We start from the raw sequence: 12,769 nt of genomic DNA on the forward strand, positions 1-12,769 counted from the left end.
GGCCTACCTCCGTCCGGGCTCTAGTCCGGGGACCTCGCCTGAACCCAACGGCATGCCGGGACCGAAAACCGGACCCGGGGTAGGCCGTTTGGCGGTGACGCCGTCCCCGGAGGACTGGTGGCGCAGCCGGCGGACAACCCACGGAACGAAGTATTCGCGTGCCCACACCAGATCACCGGACCGCGCCTCGCGCCAGGTCCGCTGGGGCAGGGGTTTGGGGGAGAGCGGCTCCAGGGTGTGCTGGATGTTGAGGGAATCCAGCACCATGGCCGCGATGGTGTGGTGGCCCAGCGGCGAGAAGTGCAGGCGGTCCTGGTCCCACATCTGCGGGTCGCTGAGCTGGCGCAGCGACCACATGTCGGCAATGACGGCGTCGTGCCGTGCCGCCACGGTGCGCAGGTTCTCGTTGTAGATGGCGATCTTGCTGCGGAGCCTGCCGAGGACGGAGGATCCGGTGTCCGGGCCGTTGAACAGCACAACGGTGGCGCCGCCAAGGCTGAGGATATGCACCACCGAATCGAGCTTTTCCGCCAGCGCATCGGGGTCGCCGCCGGGCCGGATGAGGTCGTTGCCTCCTGCGGAGAGTGTCACCAGGTCCGGTTTGAGGGCCAGGCACGGTGCCAGCTGCTGATCCACGATCTGTTCCAGGAGCCGCCCGCGTACGGCCAGGTTCGCGTAAGCGAAGTCAGCGTGGCCACGGCTCAGTTCCTCGGCCACCCGGTCGGCCCAGCCGCGGTGCCCGCCAGGGCTTCCGGGCTCCGGGTCCCCAATGCCTTCCGTGAAGGAGTCGCCCATGGCTACATAGCGGCCCCAGGGGTGGGCATCAACAGTGTCCTGCGGATTGGGAATGGCTTCAGTTTCGCTCACGTTTCCATCCTGCCTCGTTAGCCTCAAGCTACGCCACCGTAGCTTGTTACCCGAGGGTAACTGCAAGAATGGATCCATGACTGAAGCCGACGTATCCACTGCCCCTGTTGTCCTGTGGTCCACTCCTGGCGCAGCGCGCTCGGGAAAGCCCTTGCTGGTCCTGTTGCACGGTTACGGTGCCAACGAACAGGATCTGCTCAGCCTGGCTGATCTGCTGCCCGGCGATTTCGCGGTGGCATCCGTGCGTGCCCCCATCGCGATGGGCCCGGGCTTCACCTGGTTCCCCCTGACGGATTCCGCGGACTATTCCCTGGACGCGGTCAAGACTGCCGCCAGCTTCGTGCTGGACTGGCTCGACGGCGTCAAGGGCGACCACCCCTCCGTCACCCTGCTCGGGTTCTCCATGGGCATGTCGATGGCCACCACGCTGCTGAGGCAGCGCCCGGCGGACTTCGCCGCCGTCGTCGGACTTTCGGGGTTTGTGGTGAATGCCGGCGGGGATCCGAGCTTCCGCGACGACGAACTTAACGGCAACGTGCCGCTGTTCTGGGGCCGCGACCAGCAGGACCCGGTCATCACCCAGGACAAGATCGAATACACCATGGGCTGGGTGCGGAACCACGTGAAACTGACGAAGGTCCTCTACACGGGGATGTGGCACGGGATCAACCAGCAGGAGATCGGCCACGTGTCCGAGTTCCTCACCCACGAGGTACTGAAGAAGTAACTTCAGGAGCCGGCCGCGGGGCGCGGCCGGCCTGGGATAGTCAGGAACCGGCGGGGGTCGAAATCCGCACGGTCCTGCCATTCACGGTGACCGTGTCGCCGTGGTGGAGCTGCCGCCCGCGGCGATCGTCGATTTCGCCGTTGACCTTGACCAGCCCGTTTTTGATCAGCTCCGTGGCCTCTACGCCGTCCTCGACCAGGCTGGCCAGCTTCAGGAGCTGACCCAGGCGGATCATGTCGTCGCGGATGGGGATCTCTTCGATTTCCGGGTTGCTCATACAAGCAATGATGCCTGACGTAAGGTGAATCCAGTGACCCACGCACCCCGAATCCCACTCATTGCAGGACTGCCGCTGGCCGTAGCCGCCGGACTCGCCATTCCCGTCCAGGGCCGGATCAACGGTGCGCTGGGCGCCCGATTGAACGATGGCATAGCCGCGGCCGTGGTGAGCTTCACCACGGGACTGGCCGTGATGATCGTGGTTTCGCTGGTCCTGCCGAGGGGACGCCGCGGGCTGGCCCAGATCCTGCCTGCCCTCCGGGAACGCCGGTTCCCGCCGGTCTATGTGATTGCCGGCGGCATCGGCGCGTTCTTCGTTTTTGCCCAATCCTTTACCGTGGGCCTGCTCGGCGTGGCGCTGTTTACCGTGGCCACGGTTACGGGCCAGACGCTAAGCGGGTTGCTGGTGGACCGGCTCGGCATCGGCCCCGCCGGCAAGAAGTCCGTCACCGGAATCCGGGTCCTCGGCACTGTGCTGACCATAGCCGCCGTCGCCTGGGCCGTGTCCCCGCGGTTCGGCGGCGCTGGGGCCGGCGGCGCAGGGGAAGGCGGCGCGGACCCTGCCCAGCTGCTTCTGCCGGTGCTCCTGCCCGTCATCGCGGGCTTCCTGATGAGTTTCCAGCAGGCCATGAACGGGATGGCCACAGTGCACTACGGCACGCCCATCGCGGCGACCCTGGTGAACTTCATCTCCGGCGCCACCGTGCTGTGGCTCGTCTGGTTGATCAAACTCGCTGTCGCCGGAGCCGGCACCGGCCTGCCCTCTGAATGGTGGTACTACCTGGGCGGACCCATGGGGTGCGCGTTCATCGGCCTGGGCGCACTGCTGGTCCGGAGCCTCGGCGTGCTGGTCACCGGGCTGGGCATGATTGCCGGCCAGCTGCTGGGTTCGCTGGGCCTCGACCTGGTGCTTCCCGCCCCGGGCACGGTGGTTGCCCTGCCCACCGTCCTCGGCACGGTCCTTACCCTTGGCGCGATTGTCCTGGCCACCCTGCCGTGGCCGCGCGGCGCCCTCAAGCGGCAGCCGGGCCGGTAGGCTAGGACACGCAGCTTCCTGCACATCTTTCCTTCGTACCGCCCCGCCCGGCAACCAGCCGGGTACTGGGGCCTAGAAACCGCGCGGACCGCACCCAGCGGCCCTGTAGAAATTGGAGTTCCCCATGGCAGCAAAATCCGTTCTCGACCAGGTCATCTCGCTCTCCAAGAGGAGGGGCTTCGTTTTCCAGGCCGGTGAAATCTATGGTGGCTCCCGTTCTGCCTGGGACTACGGGCCCCTCGGCGCCGAGCTGAAGGAAAACATCAAGCGCCAGTGGTGGCAGTCGGTGGTCCGCGGCCGCGAGGACGTGGTGGGCCTCGACTCCTCGGTGATCCTTCCCCGCCAGGTCTGGGAAGCCTCCGGCCACGTGGAGGTCTTCTCCGATCCCCTGGTGGAGTGCCTCTCCTGCCACAAGCGCTACCGCGCCGACCACCTCGAAGAAGAGTACGAGGAAAAGAAGGGCCGTCCGGCCGAGAACGGCCTGAAGGACATCGCGTGCGCCAATTGCGGCACCCGCGGCGAATGGACCGAGCCGCAGGAATTCTCCGGCCTGCTCAAGACCTTCCTTGGCCCGGTGGCCAACGAGGAAGGCATGCACTACCTGCGCCCGGAAACCGCGCAGGGCATCTTCGTGAACTTCAACAACGTGCTCACCACTTCGCGGAAGAAGCCGCCGTTCGGCATCGGCCAGATCGGCAAGTCCTTCCGCAACGAGATCACGCCCGGAAACTTCATTTTCCGCACCCGTGAATTCGAGCAGATGGAAATGGAATTCTTCGTCGAGCCGGGCACGGACGAGCAGTGGCACCAGTACTGGATGCAGGAACGGATGGACTGGTACACCGGCCTGGGCCTCAAGGCCGATAACCTGCGCTTCTTCGAGCACCCGCTGGAGAAGCTGAGCCACTACTCCAAGGGCACCACGGACATCGAATACCGCTTCGGTTTCCAGGGCTCCGAGTGGGGCGAGCTGGAAGGCATAGCCAACCGCACGGACTTCGACCTCTCCACACACTCCAAGGCCTCGGGCCATGACCTGAGCTACTTCAACCAGGCCACCAACGAGCGCTACACCCCGTACGTGATCGAGCCCGCCGCCGGTCTGACGCGTTCCTTCATGGCGTTCCTCATCGACGCATACACCGAGGACGAGGCCCCCAACGCCAAGGGCGGCGTGGACGTCCGCACCGTGCTGAAACTGGACCCGCGCCTTGCCCCCGTCAAGGCCGCCGTGCTGCCGCTGAGCCGCAACGAGGACCTGTCCCCGAAGGCCAAGGCCCTGGGCACCCAGCTGCGCAAGAACTGGAACATCGACTTCGACGACGCCGGCGCCATCGGCCGCCGCTACCGCCGCCAGGATGAGATCGGCACGCCGTTCTGCATCACCGTGGACTTCGACACCCTCGAGGACCAGGCCGTCACCATCCGTGAACGCGACACCATGAGCCAGGAACGTGTCTCCCTGGACAAGGTGGAGGGCTACCTGGCCGCACGGCTGATCGGCGCCTGAGCATGCCAATCGAATACCGTGAATGGCGCGAGGGCGACGACCTGGCGCTGCTGGAGCTTTGGGGCGGCCCGGAGACCGAACAGGCCCGGCAGTTCCGCGGCACCCTGGCGCCTTCGGGCAACTCGCCGTGGCGACGCTGCATCGTGGCCGAGGACGTCGTGGACGGTGTTGCCATCCCGATCGGTGCGGCCGTGGTCCACGAGGCCTCCCTGCACCCGGAGCGGCTCTGGGCCTACATCGAGGTGGCGCGGGATCACCGCCGCGCCGGCGTCGGCTCCACCCTGCTGACGATGCTCCGGCACGAGGCCGGCCAGGCGCCGTCGGGCGTTTCCAGGCTCCGGACCAAGGTGGAACCGGGCACGCCCGGCGCCGCTTTCGCCCAAGCTGCCGGCCTGGCTCCCATCCAGCGTTCACGCCTTGTTGTCGTGGAGCCGGGGGCGCTCAAGCTGCCGGTCTTCGGCGACGGTTCCGAGGCCGCAGCCTCGGAACAGATCGAGGATCTTGCCACCGGCTCCGTGGAGCTCAGCGACGTAGTGGGCCGGTATTACACGGCCGTTCACGGCTGGGACAGCCCGGGCGAACTGGGCATCGGCACCGTGCAGCGGCTGTTCCTCGACGAGCTCAGCGGGGCGCACGGCGCCATTGTGCTGCGGTCCCCGAAGGCCAGCGCCTTCGGCCAGGGCGTCCCGGCCAGCAGGAAGGGCCGGCTCGAGGCGTTCGCGATCAGCTACGCGGAGCTTGCCCCCGGCGGGGAGAACGCGGCGGGCGGCGATGGGTCCGCGGCTAGCCAGCCCACGGACGTATTCGTCGGCCATGAGCCGAAGCTGTCCGAGGATGAAGCCCGCTCCGCCGTCCGCGACCTGTTGGCGCTCATCGCGTTCCAACACCCCGTGGTGCTGGAACTGGACGACTCGATGGCTGCGCTGTGCGCCGTCGTCGAACCTTTGCTGGAGAGCGGCAAGGCCCGCGTGCGCGGTACCGAAACCCTGGTGGTTTCCGACCCCGCCTAGCCCTTGACCCTGCTGACCCGCAACGGATGCCGTCTCAACGGCACCTGCTGCGGGTCAGTGTGGTTTAAGGGATCACCGGCGGAACGAACTCGAACGTCATCCCCAGCAGCCACACGAGCAGGAGCACCACGGGCAGGTGGAACACGAACTGCAGGAACGTGAAACCCACTAGGTCCCGGGCCCGCAGCCGGAGCACCGCGAGCAGCGGCAGCATAAAGAACGGGTTGATCAGGTTGGGCAGGGCCTCGGCGATGTTGTAGATCTGGACGGTCCAGCCCAGGTTCATGTTCACGTCCGTCGCAGCCTGCATCACGTACGGCGCCTCCACCAGCCATTTGCCGCCGCCGGAGGGAACGAACAGCCCCAGCACGGCGGTATAGAGGGCAATGACGACGGCGAACGCACCGCCGCCGCCGATGTCCGAGAAGAATTCGGCCAGGTGCGCCGAGAGGGACATCCCGCCGTGTCCGGTGGCCTTCGTGAGGATGGCGGCCATGGCCGCATAGAGCGGAAACTGCACGAGGATGCCGGCAGTCGCGGGCACGGCCTTGGTCACGGCCTGCAGGAAGTTCCGCGGAGTCCGGTGCAGCACCAGGCCCAGGATAAGGAACACCAGCAGGTATCCGTTGAGGCTGCTCACCACTGCCAGGAACGGCTTGGAGAGGAACTGCGACACCAGCCAGCCCAGGGTCAGGACCCCGGCGAGGACCGGCAGGATCATGCTGTATTCCAGCCATTCGCCGGGCCGGGACCGCGGCGCCGGTTCGCTGGGTTCGTCGTCGAGATCCACCCCGAGGTCCTCGGCAGTCCGCACGGCGGCACCGCGCGGCGCCGAGAAATGGGCGATCACCGTGGTGAGCGCCATCAGGATGGCCAGGGTGAGCAGCGACTGCCACGTGAAAATCGTCGTGCCGAAGTCCAGGACCCCGGTGATCTTGAGCAGGGCAGGCGGCAGCGATGCGGCCGTGGCCTGCAGCTGGGCGGCCGAGGATGACAGCCCCAGTGCCCACACGGCGCCGAGGCCCATGAAAGCAGCCGCCCCCAGCGCGCGGTAGTCCACTGACAGGTCCTTGCGGCGCGCGATGGCGCGCGCCAGGAGTCCGCCGAAGATGAGGCTGAGGCCCCAGTTCAGGAACGACACGGACATGGAAAGCATTGCCACGAAACTGACGGCGGTCCGGGCCGTCGACGGGACAAGCGCGAGCCGGCTGATGAGCCTTGCCACCGGCGGGGACGTGGCCACGACGTAGCCGGTGAGCACCACCATGGCCATCTGCAGGGTGAACGCGGTGAGGTCCCAGAATCCGTTGCCGAATGAATCGGCGATGGACTGCGGCGAGGCGCCGATGGCGAGGGCGGCCACGGCAATGAGGACCACCCCGGCCAGCGCGAAGATGTAGGCATCCGGGAACCACTTTTCGGTCCACGCCGCCAGCCGCTGGGCCAGGCGCGCCAGGCCGCGTTCGTCGATCTCGCTTCTTGTCAGGACTGTGTCTGCCACAGGAACGATCCCTCTCCATTGAGTGCGTGCGAATGTGTGCGTGCGTACCCATGGAGCCTAGCCACAGCGTGCGTTAGCCGGCCGAAGCGCGCCGTCCGCCCGCGCGCCGTCGGCCCGCGCGCCAGCCGCCGGCGCGCCGCGGCCCCTCCTCCTCGTCCAGCCGCCGCCGTTCCACATCCGTGGGCGCACCGCCGCCCAGATGTGCGGGCATCCACCATGCTCCGGGCCGGGGTGTGAGCGGGAAGTCCGCGATGGCCGTGTCGATGCCGTCCTGCAGCACGGCCCGGAGCCGCGCCGTGGCTGCCAGTACGTCAGCATCGGCGCCCAGCCGGCCGGAGCCCGGCCGGAGAGGTTCGCCCACATGGATCCGCACCGGCGCGCGCAAGGCGCGGCGCGGGGAGAACGCGTGATGGCGGGTCAGCAGCCGGTGCGACCCCCACACGGAGACGGGAATGATCGGCACACCAGCCTCGGCCGCCATGCGTACGGCCCCCGTTTTGCACTCCCGGACCGTGAAACTGCGGCTGACGCCCGCCTCCGGAAGGATGGCGATGTATTCGCCCGCGCGGAGTTTTGCGACGGCGGCGTCGTAGGCGCCCGAACCGGACTCATAGCCCACCACAACCTGCCCGGCAGCGCTGATGGCAGGACCCGCAAACCAGTGGTCGGCCGCGCCCTGGGTGATCAGGTAGCGCATCTGGGCCCGGCTGTGCCGCCACAGGAGCAGCTCGGCAAAGGCGAAATCGAGGTACCCGAAGTGGGTGATGGCGACGACGGCTCCCGCACCCGGCACCGCTTGCCGGGACGGGCCGTTGAGGCGTCCGGATGGCGGGAGGTGCTCCCTGCCCGTGATGATGACGCGGATCCGGAAGAGCCACCGCAGTGCGAGTCCTGTGCGGACAATGAAGCGGTAGAAGCGGTCATTCGGCTGCGGCCGCCACGCCATCTCAGTGCCTGCCCGCCGGCCGGCGCGGCGGCAAGGGGATAAAGCCCGACGTCGACTCCACATATTCCTTGTAGCCCGGCCGGGCGGACATCGCCTTCTCCGTCAGCGGCTTCCCGGTTTTGCCTGCGAGGGCCCACACCATCAGGGCTGGGGAAAGGACTGTGAGGATTCCGGGCCAGGAGTCTGCGGAAATCAGGAACAGGCCGGTCCAGGCGGCGGCGTCGCCAAAGTAGTTGGGGTGCCTGGTGTAACGCCACAGCCCCGTGTTCAGTACGGTTCCCTTGTTGGCGGGGTCCTTCTTGAACTGTGCGAGCTGCCAGTCACCCACCGTTTCGAATACGAAGCCGATGACCCACAGCAGCACTCCGAGGACCGCCACCCAGCCCAAGGCACCGGTAGCGAACATCCCGGCCTGCACGGTGAGCGAAACGAAGAACATCACCATGCCCTGGGGCAGGTAGACACGGCGCAGCGCGTAGGCATTGCGTGAGCCGGGTGCCGTACTGAGCATTGCCTCGTAGCGGGGGTCCTCATGGCCGCCGCGGGCGCGCCAACCGATGTGCGTACCGAGGCGGAGGCCCCACACGCCCGTCAGCAGCAGGAGCAGGAGGCGCCTGCCGTCGTCGCCCGTTCCGGCGGACAGCAGCCACGACACTGCGGCAACGGCCACGAAGCCGGGTCCCCATGCAACGTCCATGACCGAGTGCCGCCGCTGGGCGACGGCCACGGCGAAAGTGACCGCCAGGACGCCGGCCACGGCAAGGGCTGTCCACGGCAGGCCCGCCAGGAAGCCGTTTATTGGAAATGTGGCCATGGTCACAGCACCACCGGGATGCCCGGCGCTGTCGCTGGCAGCAGGGCATCAAAGCGTGCCGGACCGCCCCCGATTTCCGCGCCCGCGGCTTCACCGAAGGCCTTGAGGACAAAGCCGGTGGCCAGGGCGTGCCACAGGCGGACCCTGCGGAACATGAAATGGCCCGCCCCGGCCAGGGACACGTAGCGCAGCTCGCCAGCCAGGGCAGCGGCGCGCTGTGCAAATTTCAGCGATTCGGCCGGGCTCGTCCATCGGTCCGCGGTGCCATGCACAATGAGCACTTTGCGGCCGGCAACGGTCCCGGCGGGTGTCCCGGCGCTCAGCCACGGGGCCAGTGACACCACGGCGTCAACGAGCGGATCGTCGGCCACACAAATGGCGGTGAGTCCGCCCATCGAATGCCCCAGCAGGTACACGGGCACCCCAGGGTGCTGTTCATGGATCCGGGCGAGCGCCCACCGGGCATCCTGCAGCGGTGACATGTCCGGGCCGTTCCAGCCGCGGACACTGTTCCGGAGCGTCCAGACCGCGAGTCCGTACTTGCGGCCGGCGCGGTGCAGGTGCCTTGCGAAGGGCACCATGCGGGCGGGGCTCAGGTGGCGCGCTTCCACAGGCTCGTAGCTGTGCGAGCGCCCGCCGTGGAGCACCAGGGCCACGCCGCGGGTGGTGCCTGCAGGCTCCCTCACGGTCAGCACAGGCCTGGTGCTGACTTCGTCATTCCTGCGATTACCCATGCGGGCCTCCAGACTCCTCGTCCTACAGTTATAAACCCCGGGATGCCGGCGTTTAGTTCCGGGCGGAGCCGGGACTGCCAAGGCGCCGGACATTCCCGCGGTCATACAGGACATTCGGAGCCGCGACGCCCACCGATTGCTGCGCCGTGCCCGGCCCCGAAACTCCTTGACGGTGCCCGCGGGGCGGGTGTATCCCTGACCCGTAAGCTCCGGTCGTTAGATCCGATGGAGGCGCACGCGACGGTCCGGATCCGAAGTCGAAAAGGATCGGCGGTACTGGATATGAACGCAAAAACGCACGACGCCCTAAGGGAACAGGTGCGCGGGCAAGTGATCACACCTGATGACACGGACTACGACTCTGCACGCGCCGTCCACAACGGAATGATTGACAAGCGGCCTGCCGCGGTGCTGCGGGTTTCCCAGGTGGCGGACGTCATCGCCGCGGTCAACTACGCCAGGGACAACGCCATGGACCTCGCGATCCGGGGAGGCGGACACAGCGGGCCGGGGTTTGGGACGGCGGATAATGCGCTGGTCATCGACTTTGCCAACACCCGCGGGGTCCGGGTCGATCCGGCCGGCCAGACAGCCAGGAGCGAGGCCGGCGCAACGTGGGCCGACTTCAACCACGCCACGCACGCTTTCGGGCTGGCGACCACCGGCGGCATCGTAGGTTCGACCGGTGTTTCGGGGCTGACCCTCGGCGGTGGTATTGGCTACCTGGACCGGAAATACGGACTCAGCTGCGACAACCTCCTCTCGGCCGACGTCGTCACCGCGGACGGGAAATTCCTCACCGCCAGCGAAAACGAGAACGAGGATCTTTTCTGGGCGCTGCGCGGCGGTGGCGGGAACTTCGGCGTCGTGACCTCGCTGGAATACCGCCTGCATCCCGTGGACATGGTCCACGCCGGCATCATCATCTACCCGCTGGAGCACGCAGAAACCGTCGCGAAGTTCTACCGCGAGCACCTGGCGTCAGCCCCCGAGGAGCTGGGCGCTTTCCTGGCCTTCCACCAGGGGCCGCCGGTTCCGTTCCTTCCGGAGGAATGGCATGGGAAACCGGTCTGCATTGTGGTCGGAATGTGGACGGGCGACCCCGCCGAAGGGCCGGCCCGCTGGCAGCCGTTCCTCGACGCCGCACCGGTGGCAGGGTCCATGGTGGGGCCGATGCCCTATCCGGCCCTGAATTCGGCCTTCGACGGGATGTACCCCAAGGGGCTCCTGGCCTACTGGAAGGCGGCCTTCCTGTCCGAGCTCAGCGACGGTGCCATCAACGCCCACCTCGAGTACGGGAGACGGGTGCCCACCGTGCAGACCGCAGTGCACATCTACCCGATTGACGGCGCAGTGCACCGTGTGGGCGTCACGGACACGGCGTTCCCCAACCGCAACGCCAAATTCTCTCCGGTCATCGCATGCCATTGGGAGGACCCCGGGGATTCCGAGGCGAACATCGCCTGGGTGCGGGATTACGCGGCGGCGCTGCAGCCTTACTCGGAGACCGCGGGCTACATCAACTTCCAGGACACCGATGATTTGTCCAGGGTCGCGGAGAACTACGGACCGAACTATGCACGGCTCGCCTCGATCAAGGGCAAGTACGATCCGGGCAACCTGTTCCATGTGAACCAGAACATCAAGCCCCAGTAAAGTGCAGGCATGAGGTTTAACTGCTGATGGGTGCCGGACACTCCCACGGTCACACAGACGATTCGGATCCGACACCCCGGGCTCTCGCCGCCCGCAAACGGGCCAACTGGCTTCTCGCGGCGGTGCTGATTCCGCTGACGCTCCTGACCCTGGCGGCTATGGCCATGCTGTGGCCGTCCGGGAACAAGGCGGACCTGAAGCTGGCCAGCCCGTATGCGGCGGCACCGGGTGTGACTTTCGATACCGGCAAGATCCAGCGCGTGGTGGTGGAAAGCTGCATCCAGGGGACCGCCCAGGGCGCCACACCACAGCAGGGCGCCACACCACAGCAGGGCGCACAGCCCGGCACGGGCCAGGAAGGCACGGGCCAGGAAGGCACAGGTCAGGAAGGCACTGGCCAGGAAGGCGCCGCCGGGCAGGGGAGCAACTGCACCTTCGCCTTCACCGAGCCGGACAAGGGCGGCAACCCCGTCAAAGTGGTGATCAACCCGGACGTGGTGAAATCGCACGGCGTCAAGGTCGGGGACAACATCCGCTACCTGAACCTCTCCAACGCCCAGGGCGCGTCCGCCGGCCAGGGCGCCCCGGGCTATATCTTCGTGGACTTCGTCCGCACCATGCCGATCATCCTGCTGGCCATCCTCTACGCCGTGGTGGTGATCGCCGTGGCGCGCTGGCGCGGGCTGCGGGCACTGATCGGCCTGCTCGGCGCCTATGCGGTGCTGGTGTCCTTCATGCTGCCCGGGCTGGTGGAGGGAAAACCGCCGTTACTGCTGGCGCTGGTGGGATCCACGGTGATCATGATCGGGGTCCTCTACTTCGCCCACGGATTCTCGGCGCGCACCTCCACGGCGCTGCTCGGCACGATGTTCGGTCTGGGCATCACGGCGCTGCTGGCGGCATGGGCCACCGACGCGGCAAACCTGGCCGGGGTGGGCAGCCATGACGCCGCTACGCTGGCCAATATTTCGGACAACATCTCCATTTCCGGCATCATCCTGTGCGGCCTGATCATTTCCGGACTCGGCGTGCTGAACGACGTCACCATCACCCAGTCCTCCGCCGTGTGGGAACTGTACGAGCTCGCACCGGAGACAAGCTCCCGCCAGCTCTTCTCCTCCGCCATGCGGATCGGCCGGGACCACATCGCGTCAACTGTCTACACCATCGCCTTCGCCTACGCCGGCGCCGCACTGCCCATCCTCATCATCGTGATGCTGTACGACCGCCCCCTCGGTGAGGCACTGACCAGCGCGGAACTGTCCGAGGAAGTCATCAGGACGCTCGTCGGTTCCGTGGGGCTGGTGCTGGCCATCCCCGTCACCACGCTGATCGCGGTGCTGGTGGTCAAGGCCACCGGGATTAAACCGGCCAGCGGCCTGCAGGCCGGCGGCAATGCTTCGGGCAGCACCGCTTCCGGGCGTCCGCCCTTGACGCCCGACGACGTCGCCGACACCGGCGCGCTCGCAGCGGCAGCGGCGGTTTCGCGCGGGGGGCGGACGCGCGCGGCCGGGTCCCGTGTGTCCCGTGACGACAGGAGCGAAGCAGGGACCGAAGCCGTGCCCGGCGGCCGGCGCGCACGGCGGGCCGCAGAACGGGAGTAGCGGGGGACGCGCCGCCGTCGGACCGGTGTTCCGGCGCACCGAAGCGCACGGCTCGCCGATTTGCCCGGCTTTGAGACAATGAACG

At 67.3% G+C, this 12,769-nt stretch carries 12 protein-coding genes; 6 read left to right on the plus strand and 6 right to left on the minus strand.

What is annotated here, in order from left to right:
- Positions 1 to 3 precede the first annotated feature (3 nt).
- Positions 4 to 795, minus strand: coding sequence for an SGNH/GDSL hydrolase family protein (locus tag AB0N24_RS03355; protein WP_364120648.1), 792 nt, complete (start codon positions 793 to 795; stop codon positions 4 to 6).
- Positions 796 to 943: 148 nt separating this feature from the next.
- On the opposite strand from AB0N24_RS03355, the gene AB0N24_RS03360 reads away from it, so the two are divergent.
- A complete protein-coding gene (locus tag AB0N24_RS03360; RefSeq protein ID WP_364120393.1) occupies positions 944 to 1,594 on the plus strand; it encodes an alpha/beta fold hydrolase in 651 nt (216 codons plus the stop codon).
- Between the two features lie 40 nt (positions 1,595 to 1,634).
- On the opposite strand, the gene AB0N24_RS03365 is transcribed toward AB0N24_RS03360, so the two are convergent.
- Positions 1,635 to 1,871, minus strand: coding sequence for an RNA-binding S4 domain-containing protein (locus tag AB0N24_RS03365; RefSeq protein WP_104172593.1), 237 nt, complete (start codon positions 1,869 to 1,871; stop codon positions 1,635 to 1,637).
- Between the two features lie 33 nt (positions 1,872 to 1,904).
- On the opposite strand from AB0N24_RS03365, the gene AB0N24_RS03370 reads away from it, so the two are divergent.
- The 3 genes from AB0N24_RS03370 to AB0N24_RS03380 all read left to right on the plus strand — a co-directional run bounded on the left by AB0N24_RS03370 (position 1,905) and on the right by AB0N24_RS03380 (position 5,429).
- A complete protein-coding gene (locus AB0N24_RS03370) occupies positions 1,905 to 2,909 on the plus strand; it encodes a DMT family transporter (protein ID WP_364120397.1) in 1,005 nt (334 codons plus the stop codon).
- A 124-nt stretch (positions 2,910 to 3,033) separates the two neighbouring features.
- Entirely contained in the window at positions 3,034 to 4,419 is a 1,386-nt protein-coding gene (locus AB0N24_RS03375; RefSeq protein WP_214953395.1) for a glycine--tRNA ligase, read from the plus strand.
- Positions 4,420 to 4,421: 2 nt separating this feature from the next.
- Positions 4,422 to 5,429, plus strand: a complete 1,008-nt coding sequence (locus AB0N24_RS03380; RefSeq protein ID WP_364120400.1) for a GNAT family N-acetyltransferase — start codon at positions 4,422 to 4,424, stop codon at positions 5,427 to 5,429.
- 64 nt (positions 5,430 to 5,493) lie between these two features.
- Here the strand turns inward: AB0N24_RS03380 and AB0N24_RS03385 are convergent, their stop codons facing one another.
- From AB0N24_RS03385 to AB0N24_RS03400, 4 genes are all read right to left on the minus strand, one after another.
- Positions 5,494 to 6,930: a TIGR00366 family protein gene (locus tag AB0N24_RS03385; protein ID WP_364120403.1), complete on the minus strand. Its 1,437-nt coding sequence runs from the start codon at positions 6,928 to 6,930 to the stop codon at positions 5,494 to 5,496.
- A 73-nt stretch (positions 6,931 to 7,003) separates the two neighbouring features.
- Positions 7,004 to 7,876 (minus strand): lysophospholipid acyltransferase family protein, encoded by an 873-nt coding sequence (locus tag AB0N24_RS03390; RefSeq protein ID WP_364120405.1) that lies wholly within the window; start codon positions 7,874 to 7,876, stop codon positions 7,004 to 7,006.
- 1 nt (position 7,877) lies between these two features.
- Positions 7,878 to 8,690 carry a DUF1295 domain-containing protein gene (locus AB0N24_RS03395; protein WP_364120408.1) on the minus strand — a complete coding sequence of 271 codons (813 nt, stop codon included), beginning with the start codon at positions 8,688 to 8,690 and terminating at the stop codon, positions 7,878 to 7,880.
- Between the two features lie 2 nt (positions 8,691 to 8,692).
- Entirely contained in the window at positions 8,693 to 9,424 is a 732-nt protein-coding gene (locus AB0N24_RS03400; RefSeq protein WP_364120411.1) for an alpha/beta fold hydrolase, read from the minus strand.
- Between the two features lie 282 nt (positions 9,425 to 9,706).
- On the opposite strand from AB0N24_RS03400, the gene AB0N24_RS03405 reads away from it, so the two are divergent.
- A complete protein-coding gene (locus tag AB0N24_RS03405) occupies positions 9,707 to 11,080 on the plus strand; it encodes an FAD-dependent oxidoreductase (protein WP_364120414.1) in 1,374 nt (457 codons plus the stop codon).
- Between the two features lie 26 nt (positions 11,081 to 11,106).
- Positions 11,107 to 12,684 carry a YibE/F family protein gene (locus AB0N24_RS03410; protein ID WP_364120417.1) on the plus strand — a complete coding sequence of 526 codons (1,578 nt, stop codon included), beginning with the start codon at positions 11,107 to 11,109 and terminating at the stop codon, positions 12,682 to 12,684.
- Positions 12,685 to 12,769 lie beyond the last annotated feature (85 nt).

The sequence above is a fragment of the Arthrobacter sp. NPDC093128 genome (assembly GCF_040683875.1).
Taxonomy (GTDB): domain Bacteria; phylum Actinomycetota; class Actinomycetes; order Actinomycetales; family Micrococcaceae; genus Arthrobacter.